The sequence below is a fragment of the Micromonospora sp. NPDC051141 genome (assembly GCF_044455765.1).
In the GTDB taxonomy this organism is placed as follows: domain Bacteria; phylum Actinomycetota; class Actinomycetes; order Mycobacteriales; family Micromonosporaceae; genus Micromonospora.
On the sequence record NZ_JBITFD010000004.1, the window covers coordinates 103261 to 118938 of the forward strand.

Genomic DNA, 15678 nt, shown 5'->3' on the forward strand with positions numbered 1-15678 from the left:
GTGGTCGACCGGGAGTCAGCGGCGGCGGACCGCCACCACCGCGACATCGTCGTGGATCTCCGGCGGCGCCAGCTCGATCAGCAGCCGCTGGCAGAACTGGTCGAGGTCGTCATCCACCCGGGTGGCCGCCACGCCGAGCGCGGCCATCCCGTCGTCGATGGTGGCGTCCCGACGCTCGATCAGCCCGTCGGTGTAGAGGACGAGCGTGGCGCCGGCCGGCAGCACGAACTCCAGGTCGGGCGGGCGGGGCGCGCGCACGCCGAGCAACGCCGCGGACTGCGAGACGAACTCGACCCGCCCGTCCCGGCTCAGCAGCGCCGGCAGGTGCCCGGCGCTGGCCATCCGGATCAGCCCGGTGCCCGGGTGGAGCAGCAGGACGCAGATGGTGGCCAGCTCGGTCGGCAGCAGCGTCCGCATCAGCTCGTTGACCCGGTCCAGGATCACGCCCGGCTGGTGCCCCTCGACCGCGTACGCCCGGACCGCGTGCCGCAGCTCGGCCATCACGGTGGCGGCGTGCAGCGAGTGCCCGGCCACGTCGCCGATCGCCACCAGCAGGTGCCCGTCGAGCATCACCAGCTCGTAGAAGTCCCCGCCCACCTCGGTCTGGGCGCTCGCCGGCTCGTAGCGGACGGCCAGGTCCAGGCCGGCCACCTCGGGCAGCCGCCGTGGCAGCAGGCTGCGCTGGAGCGTCACCGCGATCCGGTGCTCCTCGTCGAAGGAGCGCTGCGCCTCCACCGCCGATGCCACGGCCTGGGCGAGCTGCACCAGCACCGGCGTCCGCACGGTCTGGGTGGACGTCGGCACCACCACGTAGAGCGGGGCCCGGTCCTCCCGCAGCCGCGTGGCGGCCACGGTCACCGTGTCGCCCTCCGGCCAGTCGGTCAACGGCCAGTTGCCCGGCTGGTCCACCCACACCCGGGTGCCGATCGGCACGCCGGTGTCGTCCACCACCCACGGCACGATCCCGGCCGGCGTGTGCGGGTCGGCGGCCACGCCCGCCAGACAGTCCCCGTCGAACGTCTCGGCCACCACCGCCGCCGGCGACCGGAAGATCCGCGCGGCGCCGGACGCGGCGGCCTCCAGCAGCCGGACGAAGTTCGGCGACGCGTGCATCTCCACCGTGGCGTCGGCCAGCGCCGCCAACCGCTCGGCGAGCTGCTCGGCCCGCCGCCGCGCCTGGTAGTAGCGCAGCACCGCGTGCGCGGTGGCGACCAGTTCCTCCGGCTCGATCGGCTCGGCCAGGTACGCGTCCGCGCCCCGGGTGAGCCCCTGCGCCCGGTCGATTACGTCCACCGCGTGCGCGGAGACGTGGATGACCGGCACGGACGGGTACGCCTCCTTGATCCGCTCGCAGACCTCGAAGCCGCTCATGTCGGGCAGTCGCACGTCGAGCACGACCAGATCGACCGGCTCCCGGGCCACCCGCTCCAGCGCCGCCGTGCCGTTCTCGGCCTCCACGGTCACGAACCCGGCCCGGGTGAGCCAGTTCACCAGCAGGTAACGCTTCGGGCCGCTGTCGTCGACCACCAGCACCGTCGCCGGCCCGCCCTCCACCGTCACGCTCCGCCCACGGGTAGGACCACGGTGAACGTGCTGCCCCGGCCCGCTTCGCTGGTCAGCGTCAGCGTGCCGCCGAGCAGGGCGACCAGCCGCCGGGCGTACGGCAGGCCGAGGCCGGTGCCGCCGACCCGGGTCGTGCCCGGCACCTGGTAGAACTCCTCGAAGATCCGTTCGTGCAACTCCGGCGGGATGCCGACGCCGGTGTCGGTGACCGAGAGCGACCACACCTCGTCCCGACGCTCGGCGCGCAGCCGCACCTCGCCCCGCTCGGTGAACTTCAGGCCGTTGTGCAACAGGTTGCGCAGCACCTGGGCGAGTAGCACCTCGTCCGAGCGGACCGTCGCGGGGACCGGCGGCTCCTCCACCACCAGCTCCACCTCGGGTCGGGTGGCCAACGCCCGCAGCGTGCCGCGAAGCTGCCCGAACACGGCCCGCAGGTCGACCTCGGACCAGTCCGGCTCGATCCGGCCCGACTCGGCCTTCGCCAGATCGAGCAGCTCGTTCACCAGGGCCAGCAGGTCACCCGCGGAGGACCGGATCAGCCCCACCTGGCGGGCCTGCTCGCCGGTCAGCGGATCGGACGCGGAGTCGGCCAGCAGCCGCCCCAGACCGATGATCGCGGTGACCGGGGCACGCAGCTCGTGACTGACGTTGGCCAGGAACCGGCTCTTCGACTCGCTGGCAGCCCGCAACTGGGCGGACTTCTCGTCCAGCTCGGCGTAGAGCGCCACCACGCCACGGTTGGTCTCCTCCAGCTCCTCGGTGAGCTGGTTGTAGAGCGCCATCACGCCCTGGTTGGTCTCCTGGAGCTCGGCGTTGAGCACCGCCAGCTCGTCCCGCTGCGAGCGCACCTCGTCGAGCGCGGCGATGAGCTGGGCGTTCTGTGCGGCCAACTCGTCCAGCGCGGAGCCCGGAGCGCGTTCCGCCAGCTCGGCGCGGAGCTGGTCGGCGCGTTCCGGCGTCAGCTCCTCGGCGTGGTCCGGCACTCGTCGGGACATCCTCACGACGGTAACGCCCTCGACCGACATCACCCGCAACGAGTCCACGAGACGAGCGACCGCGCCGGACTGCGGCTCGTACCGGCCGTCGGGGAACGGACGGACCGGAGACAGGTCCACCCGCAGCTCCGTCCGGCCGGCCGTGACGTCCCGGTCGACGGCGAACGTGACGTCGGCGCCGGCCACCCCGTGCAGCAGTTCCCGCGCCACCTCGCTGAGCGCGGTGGCGATCCGGACCTGGTCCTGGTGCTCCAGCCCGATCGCCGCGGCCACCTCCCGGCCCCGCTGCCGGACCAGGAAGATGTCCTGCTCGACCCGGAGCGCCAGGTGCAGGAGTGGTTCACTCATGGGGCCACCCGGGCGACCAGGACACAGGCGTCGTCACGGCGGGTCCCGGCGTCGCGCAGCAACGCGGCGGCGGCCAGCAGCGGCGGGCGGGCGACCAGCCCGGGGTAGTCGTCCAGGTCCCAGCGGTCCACCACGCCGTCGCTGTGCATCACCAGCGTCGCGTCGGGCGGGAACGGGTAGTCGTACCCCCGGACCGTGGGGCGCTGGTGCCCGGCGATGCCCGGCAGCGACACCAGGCCGCGCCGCCGCTCGCCGGTGGCCACGATCATGGCGGCGATGTTGCCCAGGCCGGCGTAGTGCAGTTGCCCGGTCCCGGCATCGGGCTCGGCCACCGCGAGCGCCGCGCCCCGGGTGTGCGAGATGGCGGCGTGCAGGTGCCGCACCACGGCGTCCGGCGGGCCGGCCGGGGCCGAACGGAACGCGGCGACCGCGGCACCGGTGGCGGCGGCGGCCAGCGGGCCGTGTCCCAGGCCGTCGCAGACCAGCACCTGCCGACGGCCCTCGACCAGCCGGACCGCGTACCCGTCGCCGCTGTCCTGCTCGCCGGTGATCGGCCGGGCCAACCCGCCGGCCCAGTCCGGCGCCGGAGGCGGCCCGTCCCAGACCTGGGCGGTCAGGACCGTGCCGCGGCCGGGCCGCGAGTAGGCGTCGAACCGGCTCGACTGCCGGGCGATCGCGCCGAGACCGATGCCGAGCGTGCCGACCGTGGAGTGCCCGTCGGCCGAGGAGACCGTGAGATCGGCCATCCCCGGGCCCGAGTCGATGGCCACCAGTTCCACCCCGGCCCGCCCGTCCCGACGCGCCGGACGGAGCAGCAGGGCGCCCTCGCGGGCGTGCTTGACCAGGTTGCTGGTGATCTCGGCGGTGACGATGGCCAGATCCGCGATGCGCTCCGTGCTGAGCCCGAGCTGCCCACCGAGCCGCTCGGCCACCCGGCGTACGCCGCCGGCGGTCGCGCCGTTGTCGACCCGGAACCACACGCCGTGGTCGGGGACCACGTCGGTGCTCATCGCGACCACTTGGTGATGGTGATCTCCGTGCCCTCGCCGACGGCGGTCCGGATGTCGAAGTCGTCGACGAGCCGACGGGCGCCGCTGAGGCCCAGGCCCAGCCCGCCGCCGGTGGTGTAGCCGTCGGTGAGGGCCAGGTCGAGGTCGGGAATGCCCGGGCCCTGGTCGGCGAAAACGATCCGGACGCCCCGCCGCCGGCCGTCGGAGACGGTGCTCACCTCGGCGCTGCCCCCGCCGCCGTAGATCAGCGTGTTGCGGGCCAGCTCGCTGGCGGCGGTGACCAGCTTGGTCTGGTCGACCAGGGAGAGCCGGACCGCGACCGCGGTGGTCCGCACCAACTGCCGGACCCGCACCACGTCCTCGTCGCTACGGATCGCCTGCGTCGCCGGCACCCCCAGGTCGACGCCCGTGGTCATGGCGTCGCCGTCGTCTCGGTGTCCTCGTCGTCGACGAGCGCCGCGTCCCAGTCGTCGGCGCGACTCGCCGCGATCAGCTCCATGCCGCGCTCGACGTTCAGCGCGGTCCGGATGCCGTTGAGCGACAGCCCCAGCTCGACAAGCGTGATGGCGACGGCGGGACGCATCCCGACCACCACCGTCTCGGCGTCCAGCACCTTCGAGATGGACGCGATGGTGGAGAGCATCCGGCCGACGAAGGAGTCGACGATGTCCAGCGCCGTGATGTCGATGATGACGCCGTGGCAGCCGGTGGCGACGATCCGCTCGGCCAGATCCTCCTGGAGCTGGACCGCCGTCTGGTCGGACATGTCGACCTGGATGGAGACCAGCAGGATGTCGCCGATCTTGAGGATCGGCACCCGCTCCATCACGCCTCCCGGCGGGCGCGGCGGGCGGTGGTCTCGACCCCGGTCAGGCGCAGCACGTGACGGAGCGCGTCGGCCAGGCTCGCCTTGGTGGCGATGTCGCCGAACTCGATGCCGAGCGCGACGATCGTCTGGGCGATCTGCGGGCGGATGCCGGAGATGATGCAGTCGGCGCCCATCAGCCGGGCGGCCACCACGGTCTTGAGGATGTGCTGGGCGACCTGGGTGTCCACCGCCGGCACGCCGGTGATGTCGATGATCGCGTACGGCGAACCGGTGTCGACGAGCGTCTGGAGCAGGCGCTCCATCACCACCTGGGCACGGGCCGAGTCGAGCGTGCCGACCAGCGGGACGGCGACCACGCCCTCCCAGAGCTTGACCACCGGCGTGGAGAGCTCCAGCAACTGCTCCGCCTGGTCGGCGATCAGGCTCTCCCGGGCCCGGACGAACGTCTCGAAGGTGAACAGCCCCATCTGGTCGATCAGCGCCGAGAACGCGACGAAGTCGCGGAGCGTGTCCTCGCCCCGCTCCTGCTCCATCAACTCCAGCAGGGCGTCCTTGATCGCGAACACGCTGATCGCGGTCTCGGTGGCGCTGAATCCCTGGCGGGCCCGGCTGGTGGAGATCTCGGCGAGCACCGCCCGCAGCTCCCCGCCGTGCTCGTCGGCCAGGTCGCCGATGCCCTGTCGGCCGGCGTCGGCCACCGCGCGGTGCAGCTCCTGCACCTGGCGGGCCAGCTCGGCCCGACTGAGTCGGCCGCGCAACGAGCCGGCGACGATCTCGATCCAGCGGTTGGTCAACCGGTCCGCGTGCTGACTCAGCAGTTCGGCGAGCCGACCGCCCTGCTCTGCGCCCAATGCCACGTTGACCTCCCAGATCTGGACGGGCGGACTCTATCACCGGGGGTTGCCGCACTACTTGCCACGGGGCAAAGAAATGATCGACAGCACCTGTGCCGGCTCCCGTTCTGCGCGGCGCGGTCATTGTGGGATACCGTTCCCCCGAACACAGGAGGTCGACGAATGTCCCTGACGGTGCACACGGAACAGCGCGGCGACGTGGTCGTGGTGTCGGTCGCGGGCGAGCTGGACATGGCCACCGCACCGCAGCTCCAGGATCAGATCACCGACCTGCTCGACAAGGGGCGCAGCCGCCTCGTGTTCGACCTGGCCGAGGTGTCGTTCTGCGACTCGACCGGGCTGTCGGTGTTCGTCCGCGCCAAGAACAGCTGCGACGAGGCCGGCGGCGTGGTCCGGCTGGCCGCCCCCCAGCGTGGCGTGTTGCGCATCCTTGAGGTCAGCGGCCTGGTCGAGGTGCTGCACACGTACCCGACGGTGGACGAGGCCGTCGCGGGCAACCCCACCCCGGCCTCTTCCTGACCGACTCCGCTCAGCGCTCGTCCTCGATGTAGCGGGGACGGGCGATCACCATGCCCGCGGTCGTCTGCACGGCGAGTGCCACCAGCAGGAAGCCGAGCGGGGCGGTCCAGCCGCCGGTCGTCTCGTAGAGGATGCCGACCAGCAGCGGGCCGAGCGCGGCGATGACGTACCCGGTGCTCTGCGCGAAGGCGGAGAGCGCCACCGTGCCCTCGGCGGTCCGGGCCCGCAGCCCGATCGTGGTCAGGATGAGCGGGAACGCGCCCTGGCCGAGCGCGAGCAGCAGCACCCAGAGCGGCGCCAGGCCGCGCGGGGCGAGCGCCAGTCCGACGTACGCGGCGGTGGAGAACGCGGTCAGCGACAGCACCAGCGGACGCAGGGTGGCCAGCCGGCCGGCCAGCGCCGGCATCGTCAGCGCCACCGGCACGCCGAGCGCGGTCACGCCGGCGAGCAGCAGGCCGGCCGCCTCGGGCCGGTAGCCGGCGTCCCGGAAGAGCTGGGCCAGCCAGCCCATGATCGCGTACCCGCTGAGCGACTGCGCCCCGAAGTAGACCGCCATGGCCCAGCCGAGTCGGGTCCGGCCGGGCCGTACCCGCGCCGGGGCCGCGACCACCGCCGGGGGCGCGGTCCGGTCGGCCGCCCGGCGCGCGGCGCGCGCCCGCAGCGCCAGCGGCACCCACGGGATCACGGCCAGCGCGGCCAGCCCGGCCCAGACGCCGAGCCCGGCCCGCCAGGAGCCGAAGGCGTGGGCCACCGGCACCGCGGAGGCGGCGGCCACCGTCGTGCCCACCGTCAGCGCCATCGTGTACGCCCCGGTGACCAGCCCGGTGCGGTGCGGGAAGTGCTGTTTGACGAGCATCGGCAACAGGATGTTCGCCACCGCGATGCCGGCCAGCGCGAGCGCGCTGGTGAGCACGAAGACGGCCGCCGAGCCGGTGACCGCGCGCAGCACCTGGCCGGCGGTGAGCGCGATCATGGCCAGCACCAGCACCCGGGGCGCCGCCCAGCGGCGGACCAGCCACGGGGTGAGCGCGCCGAGCCCGGCGAACGCGATGGTGGGCAGCGTGGTGACCAGGCCGGCCATGGTGCCGGAGAGGCCCAGCCCGACCCGGATCTCGTCGAGCAGCGCGCCGAGGCTGGTCACCGCCGCCCGGAGGTTCAACGCGACAAGCAGCATCCCGACCAGCACCAGGAGCCCGCCGCGCGCCGGGGAGACCGCCGCCGGCGGGTCCGGGGTGGCCGCCGGCGCCGGCCCGGGGGTGACGTCGGCGGAGGGCACGGTCGCGGTGGGCGGGGGTGGCGGCGTCATGACCTCGAACCTACAATCATGGGATGAATTTCGGCAGCAGGTGTAACCGGTGACACCCGCCGTGGATTCCGTCGTCGTGCCGCCGCGCGGCCATCGGGTCCACCGGACGATCGAGCAGCTCCGGGCGCGCATCCTGGGCGGCGAGTGGCCGGTGGGCGCACGCATCCCCACCGAGCCGCAGCTCGTGGCCGCGCTCGGCGTGGGGCGGAACACGGTCCGCGAGGCGGTCCGCGCACTGGTCCACGCCGGCGTGCTGGAGTGCCGGCAGGGCTCCGGCACCTACGTGGTGTCGACCGACGAGCTGGCCCCGGTGGTGGCCCGCCAGCTCACCGACGACCGGATGACCGAGGTGGTCGAGGTCCGGCGCGCGTTCGAGGTGGAGGCCGCCCGGCTCGCCGCGTTGCGGCGTACCCCCGAGGACCTGGCGGCGCTCGACGCCGCGCTCGACGCCCGGGAGGCCGCGTGGCGCTCCGGCCGGGTGGACGAGTTCGTGGAGGCGGACGCCGCGCTGCACACGGTGGTGGTGGCCGCCGCGCACAACCCCATGCTCGCCGAGCTGTACGCCTCCGTCGGCGCCGCGCTGCGCCGCACCGTCGCGCAGGCCATGGGCCCGGCGCTGACCCCCGAGCGGTACGTCGACCACGGTCGACTGGTGGCGGCGATCCGGGCCGGCGACCCAGCGCGGGCAGCGATCGAGGCCGGTGCGTTTCTCGAGGGGCCGACCGAGGCATAGGTTGTGCCGGACGCAGATTCGGACAGCACGGGAGAGCGGATGCTCAAGGGCTTCAAAGACTTCATCATGCGCGGCAACGTCGTCGACCTCGCGGTCGGCGTCGTCATCGGCGCCGCGTTCACCGGCGTGGTCACGCAGCTGACCAAGTCGTTCCTGGAACCACTGGTCCGCGTGTTCATCGTGTTGATCACCGGCAACAAGAACGGGCTCACCGGCTCGACCCCGAGTTTCCGGGGCATCCCGTTCGACTGGGTGGCGTTCATCAACGCGTTGATCACGTTCGTGCTCACCGCGGCGGCGCTGTACTTCCTGGTCGTCTACCCGATGAACAAGCTCGCCGAGCGGCGCAAGCGCGGCGAGGAGCCGCCGCCCTCCGCGCCCAGCGAAGAGGTGAAGCTGCTCACCGAGATCCGGGACGCGCTGCTCGCCGGCAACCACGGCACGCCCGCCCAGCGCGGCGCGCTGGACGACGTGCTCGGCCGCCGGCAGGAGCCGCCGGCCCCGCGCTGACGCCATAGCCCACCGGCCCCCGCGGAGATTCCGCGGGGGCCGACCCGAATCGAACACATGTTCGATAGAGTCCCGGCATGGAGCAGCGTAGGCACTGGTGGAACGGGAAATGGGGTCGGCTCGCGCGGCGGGACGTCTTCCTCCGGGTGGACGGCGACCGCTGGCACGTGGAGCAGCGCGCCGGTGGCGCCGAGGGAGTCTCCCGCTTCTACGAGCACACCAGTGTCGAGGAGGCCGAGGAGACGGTCCGCGCGCTGCTCGACGGGCCGGATACCTGGCGCGAGTTGTCCCCCCGCCCGCCGGGCGGCTGGGCCCCCTCCGTTTAGCGCCCGCGCGCCCCGGGAACCGCTTCGGCATGAGCCAGCAGCAGGACACCGTCTCCCGGGTCACCACCGGCATGCGGGTGGTCGACTCCACCGGCGTCGAGGTGGGCACCGTGGATCTCGTCCAGCGCGGCGACCCCGCCGCGGTGACCGTGGAGGCGCCCGCCCCGGTCGACCCGGGCAGCAGCCTCGACGAGCTGATCGAGTCGGCCGCCGTCGACGAGCCGGACGTGCCCGCCGACCTGGCCGCGCGGTTGCTGCGCGAGGGCTACCTCAAGGTCTCCACCGAGTTGGCCGACACCGGCGCGGTCTACGTGCTGGCCGACCGGATCGCGGCCGTGACCGACGGCGCGGTCCGCCTCACCGTCCCGGCCGCGGAACTGCCCGCCGAGGAGTGACCCGCATCGGCGCCGACGTCTCCCTCTGCGAGGTGCCGCAAGCCTTCCTGAGGTGCCGTAAGCCTTCCGCGAGGTGCCGCAAGGTCAAGGGCCTCGTCCGAGCCCGTTCCGCACGGCCCGGACACCTGCTCGTGGCTGCTACGAACTTGATGGCGTAGATGGCTCACGACCGGTGAACCGTTCACGCCATCAAGTTCGTAGGCGCTTCGGGCACACTTCAGCGTGTCGGGAAGCAGGACCTGTGACCGGCGGTCGACAAGCCCAGCGCCAGGACGCGGCCGGGAGCCAGGACACGGCCGGGAATCAGGACGCGGCCGAGCCCTTGTGGCGCGAGCCGGCCGGATGGTCAGCCCGGCCGATGTGACACCGCCAGATCGGGGCCGACTTCGGGCCGTCCGTCGGGATCGGCCGGCGGCGCGGCGGCCGGGCGGCGGAAGAGCAGGAGCATCAGGCAACCGGCGACCAGGCCCCAGAACGCGCCGCCGATGCCGAGCAGGCTGACCCCGGACGCGGTGACCACCAGCGTGACCACGGCGGCCTCCCGGGTCTCCGGCCGGGCGACCGCCGCCGACACCGCGCCGGCCAGCGCGGCGAGCAGCGCGAGCCCGGCCACCGCCTCGACCAGCACCGGCGGGGAGAGCAGCACCAGGGCGGTCGCCACGCCGGCGCCGAGGCCGAGCAGCGCCATGCCGATCCCGGCGGTGACCGAGGCGATCCAGCGCCGGTCCGGGTCGGGGTGGGCGTCCGGGCCGGCGGCGAGCGCGGCGGTGATCGCGGCCAGGTTCACCGCGTGGCCGCCGGCCGACGCGCCGAGCGTGGTGGCGAGCCCGGTGACCCGTAGCGCGGAGCCCAGCGGCGCCCGGTATCCGTAGCCGGCGAGCACGGCGGTGCCGGGCACGTTCTGCGCGGCCATGGTGACCAGGAACAGCGGCAGCGCGAGCCCGACGACGGCGGGCAGCGTCCAGGTCGGCGCGGTCAGCGCGACGACCGGGGCGACGTCCAGCCGGGCCGGCCCGGAGGTGGTCAGCGCGATCGCCACCACGGCCACCGCGAGCGCGCCGGGCACCGCCCAGCGGCGCGCGAACCGGTGCAGCAGCAGCCAGACGAGCACCACCGGCCCGGCCAGCCGGGGCACCTCCACCAGGGCGCGTACCGGCGCGGTGCAGAGCGGCAGCAGCACCCCGGCGAGCATGGCGGAGGCGACCGGGGCGGGGATCGCCGCTACCGCGCGGCCGAGCGCGGGGATCAGCCCGGCGGCGATGATCAGCAGACCGGTGAGCAGGAAGGCGCCCACGGCGGCGGGCCAGCCGCCGGGGACCGGCCCGGTAGCGACCAGCAGCGCCGCGCCCGGCGTGGACCAGGCGATGGCGAGCGGCAGCCGGTGCCGCAGACCGAGCCAGACCGCGCAGGCGCCGCTGGCCACGCAGAGCGTGAGCAGGCCGGAGGCGGCCTGGGCCGGGTCGGCGCCGACCGCGCGCAGCCCGGCCAGCACGACGGTGAACGAGCTGGCGAAGCCGACCAGGGCGGTCACCACGCCGGCCAGTACGGGTTGGAGTCGACCGGCCACGCTTCCTCCTCCGGTGTTCCGTTTACGGAACGACATGATGTAGCACGATAGCCCCATGGACGTCGGCCCGCGGATCCGCGCCCTCCGGATGGAACGGGGGATCTCCCTCTCCGAACTCGCGCGGCTGGCCGGCGTCGGCAAGGCCACGCTCTCCGGCCTGGAGAACGGCGTCCGCAACCCCACCCTGGAGACGCTGTACGCGATCACCGCGCAGCTCGGGGTGCCGCTGACCGCCGTGCTCTCCGCCCCCGAGCAGACGCCGACCGTACGCGGCGCAGCGGTCGGCGCGACGCTGCTGGAGGTGTTCCACGACCGCGACGCGACGTACGAGCTGTACCGGATGCGGGTCAGCCCGGGGCCGGCGCAGCTCTCCCCCGCCCACCAGACCGGCGTCACCGAACACGTGACCGTCTTCTCCGGCGTGCTCCGGGCCGGCCCGGTGGACGCCCCGCTCACCGGCGGCCCCGGAGAGTATCTGCGCTGGACCTCCGACGTGCCGCACAGCTTCGCCGCGGTGGGTGAGGAGCAGGTCCGGGCCAGCCTGCTGTTGCGCTATCCGCGTCCATCCGCGAAGGACAGTTGACGGGCACCCGGGATGCAAGTCGGTGACATTTCTTTCCACCGACCCGGCAGCGCGTAGAGACGCGGAGCGGGTCTTCTTGGCAAGCTTGTCCCCATGACGCTCATCCTCCGCTCGGCCATCCTCAACGACGTCGGCCTCGTCCGGACCAACAACGAGGACTCCGCCCTCGCCGGTGACCGCCTGGTGGCGGTGGCCGACGGCATGGGCGGCCTCCCGGCCGGCGAGGTGGCCAGCGAGATCGTCATCCGGATCCTGGACGAGCTGACGCCGCCCACCGGCGCCGAGGAGGCGGCCGACGCGCTGCGCGCCGTGGTCAGCACCGCCAACCAGCGGATCCGGGCGGCCATCACGGTCGACCCGGCCCGCGACGGCATGGGCACGACGCTGACCGCGGCGCTGCTGGCCGGTGACCGGCTGGTCCTCGCCCAGGTCGGCGACTCCCGCTGCTATCTGCTGCGCGACCACGAGCTGACCCAGCTCACCCGCGACGACACGTTCGTGCAGGCGCTCGTCGACCAGGGCGCGCTCTCCCGCGACCAGGCCCGGCACCACCCGCAGCGCTCGCTCGTCACCCGCGCGGTGCAGGGCCAGGACGCGCCGCCAGCGGTGGGGGCGCTCACCGTCTTCCCCGGCGACCGGCTGCTGCTGTGCAGCGACGGCCTCTCCGACTACGTGGAGGACGCCGCCATCGCCGCCGCGCTCGCCACCTACGGCGACCGGCAGCAGTGCGGCGAGCAGCTCGTGAAGCTGGCCCACCAGGCCGGCGCACCGGACAACGTCACGGTGGTCATCTCCGACGTCGCCGAGGCCTGACGGCGAACCATTCGGGTTGCGACCCGGGGGCGGGCACGTTGGGATGAACGGATGCACATTCGCCGGCTGAGCGCCGAGGAACGCCTGACCACCAGCTTCCCGCTCCAGGCGTACGCGTTCGAGGCGTCGCCGATGACGCCGGCCCGGACCGACGAGTTCCGCGCCTACCTGCCGACCAACGCGGGGAACACCACGCTTGTGGTCGAGGAGGACGGCGTCGCCACGGCCGCGGCCTCGGCGATCCCGATGCGGCAGAACCTGCGCGGCGCGGTGCTGCCGATGGCCGGTGTCGCCGGGGTGGCCACCCACCCGCTGGCCCGCCGGCGCGGGCACGTCCGGACGCTGATGCACCAGCTCCTCGACGGGATGCGGGACGAGGGGCACCAGCTCAGCGCGCTGTACCCGTTCCGGCCCTCGTTCTACGAGCGCTTCGGCTACGCCGGGTTGCCCCGGCGGCGTACCGCGGTGTTCGCCCCCGCGGAGCTGGCGCCGCTGCTGCGCGCCGAGCTGCCCGACGAGCTGGTCTGGGAGCGGATCGGGGCGGGCTACCCGCGGTGGCGCGCCTACACCGACCGGTGCCTGCGCGAGCGGCACGGCTTCGCGGTCTTCCCCGACTTCCGGGCGGTCGGCCTGCGCGAGCGGGACGACCGCTGGCTGCTCAGCGTGGTACGCAGCGGTGAGACGGTCGGCGCGGTGACCTACCGGATCGACGACCACGCCGGCACGCTGATCGCCGACGACCTGCTCTTCGACGACCCGTACGCCCGGGCGTCGCTGCTCCAGTTCTTCGCCCGGCACGTCGACCAGGTGAACCGGGTCAGCGTCGAGCTGGGCCCCGACGAGCTGCCCGAGCAGTGGCTCACCGACTTCGACGTGCACGTCGAGACGCGGGCGCACCGGCCCGACTCCTCCGCGCCGATGGCCCGGCTGCTCAGCCTGGAGGCGCTGGCCGAGCAGCCGGTCGGGGTGGGGCGGGTGCTCGTCGAGCTGGTCGGCGACCGCTGGCTCGCCGGCCGGCACCTGCTCGACGGCACCACCGGCAAACTGGCGGTGCTGCCGGCCGACAGCGCCGCCGAGGGCACCGTGCCGGCGGCCCGGCTGACCGCCGCCGGGCTGTCCGCCCTGGCGTACGGGGTGCTCGACCCGGTCGAGGTGGCGGTACGCGGGCTGGGCGAGGTGCCGGTGGACGCCGCCGTCGAGCTGCGCCGACTCTTCCCGCGCGAACTGCCGTACCTGTTCGCCGACTTCTGATCGGGTTGCCGGCATCGACGCGGGGGTAGTTTCCTCCGGGTGCCGGAATGGTTGGAAGCGGGATTCTGGGGTCTGCTGGCCGGGTCCGCCCTGTTGATCGGGGCGGCCGTCGGGTTCTTCGCGCGGGTGCCGCGCCGGGCCACCGCGTCGGTGATGGCGTTCGGGGCGGGCGTGCTGCTCTCCGCCGTCTCGTTCGAGCTGATCGAGGAGGCGCACGAGCAGGGCGGCCTGCTGCCGGTGGCGATCGGCGCGGCGGTCGGCGCGCTCACCTACACCGGGGCGAACGTGCTGCTGGCCCGGCACGGGGCGCGGCACCGCAAGCGCTCCGGCGACGAGCAGCCCTCCGAGCAGGAGCAGCCCGGTTCGGGTAACGCGATCGCGGTCGGCGCGCTGCTCGACGGCGTACCGGAATCGGTGGTGATCGGCGCGAGCCTGCTGGCCGGCGGCCCGGTCAGCTTCGTCACCGTGATCGCGGTCTTCCTCAGCAACGTGCCGGAGGGGTTGTCCAGCGCGGCCGGCATGCGGCAGGCCGGGCGGTCCCGGCGGTACGTGTTCGGGCTCTGGGCGGCCATCGCGCTGATCTCCGGCGCCGCGTCGCTGGCCGGGTACACGCTGCTCGGCGGCGCCCCGCCGGAGGTGCTGGCCACCATCACCGCGCTCGCCGCCGGCGCGATCCTGGCCATGATCACCGACACCATGGTCCCGGAGGCGTTCGAGGACGCCCACCTGCTGGTCGGCCTGATCACGGTGCTCGGCTTCCTGGTCGCGTTCGCCCTCTCGCACACCTGACCGGGCTTAGCCGCGGGTTAAGGATCGCCGACGGAGTCGTGCCGGGGCGGCCGGTCCCCTAGCATCGGCGGGTGCGCGTGAAGTCCGCTGTCTCCCTCCTCGTCCTCGCCCTGGCCACCGCCGCGCTGCCCGGGTGCGGCGGCGAGTCGTCCGACCGGACCGCCCCGACCGCCGCCACCGGCACATCGTCCGGTGCCACCGAGGCCGCTGCCCCGGCCGCCCCGGCCGCCTCGCCGAGCGCTCGCGCCGGCCTGGGCACCGCCAGGCCGAGCCCCGGCCCGGCCGCTGTCGCGTTCCGCGCCGGCAACCCGGACGGTCGGGCCACCGTGCCGGCCGAGGCGCGGGCCGTGGACACCTCGCGTCCGACCCGTACCGTCGGCACCGGCACGCCGGCGAGCTGCACCTCGGCGGCGGTGGTGAAGGCGGTGGCGGCCGGCGGCATCATCACGTTCGACTGCGGCCCGGCGCCGGTGACCATCACCATGAAGGCCACCGCCAAGGTGGTGAACGCGCACGGCCCGCGCATCGTGCTGGACGGCGGCGGCAAGGTCACGCTGAGCGGCGGCGGCAGCCGACGGATCCTCTACCTGAACACCTGCGACCCGGCGCAGGGCTTCACCACCTCGCACTGCCAGAACCAGGACCACCCGCAGCTCACCGTGCAGAACCTGACGTTCGCGAACGGCAACTCGACGGGCGAGCGGACCGAGGGCGGCGGGGGCGGCGCGATCTTCGTCCGTGGCGGCCGGGTCAAGGTGGTCAACTCCCGGTTCGTCGACAACCGCTGCGACCGTACCGGCCCGGACCTGGGTGGCGCGGCGCTGCGGGTGCTCAGCCAGTTCGAGAACAAGCCGGTGTACGTGGTGGGCAGCACGTTCACCGGCGGGGTGTGCGCCAACGGCGCGGCGTTGAGCAGCATCGGCGTCTCCTGGACGGTGCTGAACAGCGTCTTCCGCGACAACCAGGCGGTCGGCACCGGCGCGAACCCGGCCCGGGGCGGCACGCCGGGCGGCGGCAGCGGCGGCGCGGTCTACTGCGACGGCAACGAGTTCACGGTGAAGCTCGCCGGCACGATCGTCGAGGACAACAGCGCCAACGAGGGCGGCGGCGCGATCTTCTTCGTCAGCAACAACCGCACCGGCACCCTGTCGATCACCAGCTCGACCCTGCGTCGCAACCCCAGCCGAGGCTTCGAGACGAGGGGCGCCCCCGGCATCTTCTTCCTCGGCGCCCGCCTCACCCGAGGCTGAAGGCCGGGCCCCGGCCTAACGCCTCCGCTAGCGAAGG

General features: G+C 73.8%; 18 protein-coding genes. 10 read left to right on the forward strand and 8 right to left on the reverse strand.

Annotated features, from left to right (window positions below; genetic code table 11):
- Positions 1-15: 15 nt before the first annotated feature.
- The 6 genes from ACIA6B_RS08740 to ACIA6B_RS08765 are packed head-to-tail and all read right to left on the reverse strand — an operon-like array spanning position 16 to position 5602.
- Complete coding sequence (locus ACIA6B_RS08740; RefSeq protein ID WP_396772555.1) at positions 16-1554, reverse strand: SpoIIE family protein phosphatase; 1539 nt, start codon at positions 1552-1554, stop codon at positions 16-18.
- Positions 1555-1556: 2 nt separating this feature from the next.
- Positions 1557-2906: a sensor histidine kinase gene (locus ACIA6B_RS08745; protein ID WP_396772181.1), complete on the reverse strand. Its 1350-nt coding sequence runs from the start codon at positions 2904-2906 to the stop codon at positions 1557-1559.
- Positions 2903-3916, reverse strand: coding sequence for a SpoIIE family protein phosphatase (locus tag ACIA6B_RS08750; RefSeq protein WP_396772182.1), 1014 nt, complete (start codon positions 3914-3916; stop codon positions 2903-2905). Before ACIA6B_RS08750 ends, ACIA6B_RS08745 begins: the two co-directional genes overlap by 4 nt.
- Positions 3913-4332, reverse strand: a complete 420-nt coding sequence (locus ACIA6B_RS08755; protein ID WP_396772183.1) for an ATP-binding protein — start codon at positions 4330-4332, stop codon at positions 3913-3915. The genes ACIA6B_RS08750 and ACIA6B_RS08755 overlap by 4 nt, the downstream gene beginning before the upstream one ends.
- Positions 4329-4742 carry an STAS domain-containing protein gene (locus ACIA6B_RS08760; protein WP_396772184.1) on the reverse strand — a complete coding sequence of 138 codons (414 nt, stop codon included), beginning with the start codon at positions 4740-4742 and terminating at the stop codon, positions 4329-4331. Before ACIA6B_RS08760 ends, ACIA6B_RS08755 begins: the two co-directional genes overlap by 4 nt.
- Positions 4742-5602 carry an STAS domain-containing protein gene (locus ACIA6B_RS08765; RefSeq protein ID WP_396772185.1) on the reverse strand — a complete coding sequence of 287 codons (861 nt, stop codon included), beginning with the start codon at positions 5600-5602 and terminating at the stop codon, positions 4742-4744. The genes ACIA6B_RS08760 and ACIA6B_RS08765 overlap by 1 nt, the downstream gene beginning before the upstream one ends.
- Before the next feature lie 159 nt (positions 5603-5761).
- On the opposite strand from ACIA6B_RS08765, the gene ACIA6B_RS08770 reads away from it, so the two are divergent.
- Positions 5762-6118 carry an STAS domain-containing protein gene (locus ACIA6B_RS08770; protein WP_396772186.1) on the forward strand — a complete coding sequence of 119 codons (357 nt, stop codon included), beginning with the start codon at positions 5762-5764 and terminating at the stop codon, positions 6116-6118.
- 10 nt (positions 6119-6128) lie between these two features.
- Here ACIA6B_RS08770 and ACIA6B_RS08775 read toward each other — a convergent pair whose 3' ends face one another.
- Positions 6129-7424 (reverse strand): MFS transporter, encoded by a 1296-nt coding sequence (locus tag ACIA6B_RS08775; protein WP_396772187.1) that lies wholly within the window; start codon positions 7422-7424, stop codon positions 6129-6131.
- A gap of 49 nt (positions 7425-7473) precedes the next feature.
- On the opposite strand from ACIA6B_RS08775, the gene ACIA6B_RS08780 reads away from it, so the two are divergent.
- The 4 genes from ACIA6B_RS08780 to ACIA6B_RS08795 all read left to right on the forward strand — a co-directional run bounded on the left by ACIA6B_RS08780 (position 7474) and on the right by ACIA6B_RS08795 (position 9388).
- Positions 7474-8157, forward strand: coding sequence for a FadR/GntR family transcriptional regulator (locus ACIA6B_RS08780; protein WP_396772188.1), 684 nt, complete (start codon positions 7474-7476; stop codon positions 8155-8157).
- A gap of 39 nt (positions 8158-8196) precedes the next feature.
- Positions 8197-8667: a large conductance mechanosensitive channel protein MscL gene (gene mscL / locus ACIA6B_RS08785; protein ID WP_396772189.1), complete on the forward strand. Its 471-nt coding sequence runs from the start codon at positions 8197-8199 to the stop codon at positions 8665-8667.
- Between the two features lie 77 nt (positions 8668-8744).
- Positions 8745-8993, forward strand: a complete 249-nt coding sequence (locus ACIA6B_RS08790; RefSeq protein WP_107154595.1) for a hypothetical protein — start codon at positions 8745-8747, stop codon at positions 8991-8993.
- A gap of 29 nt (positions 8994-9022) precedes the next feature.
- Positions 9023-9388, forward strand: a complete 366-nt coding sequence (locus tag ACIA6B_RS08795; RefSeq protein ID WP_396772190.1) for a hypothetical protein — start codon at positions 9023-9025, stop codon at positions 9386-9388.
- Between the two features lie 346 nt (positions 9389-9734).
- Here the strand turns inward: ACIA6B_RS08795 and ACIA6B_RS08800 are convergent, their stop codons facing one another.
- Complete coding sequence (locus ACIA6B_RS08800) at positions 9735-10955, reverse strand: benzoate/H(+) symporter BenE family transporter (protein ID WP_396772191.1); 1221 nt, start codon at positions 10953-10955, stop codon at positions 9735-9737.
- 55 nt (positions 10956-11010) lie between these two features.
- Between ACIA6B_RS08800 and ACIA6B_RS08805 the strand changes: the two genes are divergently transcribed.
- The 5 genes from ACIA6B_RS08805 (at position 11011) to ACIA6B_RS08825 (ending at position 15641) form a co-directional block, all read left to right on the forward strand.
- On the forward strand, positions 11011-11538 hold the full coding sequence (locus tag ACIA6B_RS08805; RefSeq protein WP_396772192.1) for a helix-turn-helix domain-containing protein: 528 nt from the start codon (positions 11011-11013) through the stop codon (positions 11536-11538).
- Positions 11539-11631: 93 nt separating this feature from the next.
- Complete coding sequence (locus ACIA6B_RS08810; RefSeq protein ID WP_107154591.1) at positions 11632-12351, forward strand: PP2C family serine/threonine-protein phosphatase; 720 nt, start codon at positions 11632-11634, stop codon at positions 12349-12351.
- Between the two features lie 51 nt (positions 12352-12402).
- A complete protein-coding gene (gene eis, locus ACIA6B_RS08815; protein WP_396772193.1) occupies positions 12403-13602 on the forward strand; it encodes an enhanced intracellular survival protein Eis in 1200 nt (399 codons plus the stop codon).
- 39 nt (positions 13603-13641) lie between these two features.
- Positions 13642-14391, forward strand: coding sequence for a ZIP family metal transporter (locus tag ACIA6B_RS08820; protein WP_396772194.1), 750 nt, complete (start codon positions 13642-13644; stop codon positions 14389-14391).
- 71 nt (positions 14392-14462) lie between these two features.
- Entirely contained in the window at positions 14463-15641 is a 1179-nt protein-coding gene (locus tag ACIA6B_RS08825) for a hypothetical protein (protein ID WP_396772195.1), read from the forward strand.
- The last annotated feature ends 37 nt before the right edge of the window (positions 15642-15678 follow it).

Bases quoted from the DNA above. Each gene is read 5' to 3' on its own strand.
- ACIA6B_RS08750 (WP_396772182.1), bottom strand. From the start codon at position 3,916: ATGAGCACCGACGTGGTCCCCGACCACGGCGTGTGGTTCCGGGTCGAC.
- ACIA6B_RS08790 (WP_107154595.1), top strand. From the start codon at position 8,745: ATGGAGCAGCGTAGGCACTGGTGGAACGGGAAATGGGGTCGGCTCGCG.
- ACIA6B_RS08795 (WP_396772190.1), top strand. From the start codon at position 9,023: ATGAGCCAGCAGCAGGACACCGTCTCCCGGGTCACCACCGGCATGCGG.
- ACIA6B_RS08775 (WP_396772187.1), bottom strand. From the start codon at position 7,424: ATGACGCCGCCACCCCCGCCCACCGCGACCGTGCCCTCCGCCGACGTC.
- mscL (WP_396772189.1), top strand. From the start codon at position 8,197: ATGCTCAAGGGCTTCAAAGACTTCATCATGCGCGGCAACGTCGTCGAC.
- ACIA6B_RS08745 (WP_396772181.1), bottom strand. From the start codon at position 2,906: ATGAGTGAACCACTCCTGCACCTGGCGCTCCGGGTCGAGCAGGACATC.
- ACIA6B_RS08770 (WP_396772186.1), top strand. From the start codon at position 5,762: ATGTCCCTGACGGTGCACACGGAACAGCGCGGCGACGTGGTCGTGGTG.
- ACIA6B_RS08755 (WP_396772183.1), bottom strand. From the start codon at position 4,332: ATGACCACGGGCGTCGACCTGGGGGTGCCGGCGACGCAGGCGATCCGT.
- ACIA6B_RS08805 (WP_396772192.1), top strand. From the start codon at position 11,011: ATGGACGTCGGCCCGCGGATCCGCGCCCTCCGGATGGAACGGGGGATC.
- ACIA6B_RS08810 (WP_107154591.1), top strand. From the start codon at position 11,632: ATGACGCTCATCCTCCGCTCGGCCATCCTCAACGACGTCGGCCTCGTC.
- eis (WP_396772193.1), top strand. From the start codon at position 12,403: ATGCACATTCGCCGGCTGAGCGCCGAGGAACGCCTGACCACCAGCTTC.
- ACIA6B_RS08760 (WP_396772184.1), bottom strand. From the start codon at position 4,742: ATGGAGCGGGTGCCGATCCTCAAGATCGGCGACATCCTGCTGGTCTCC.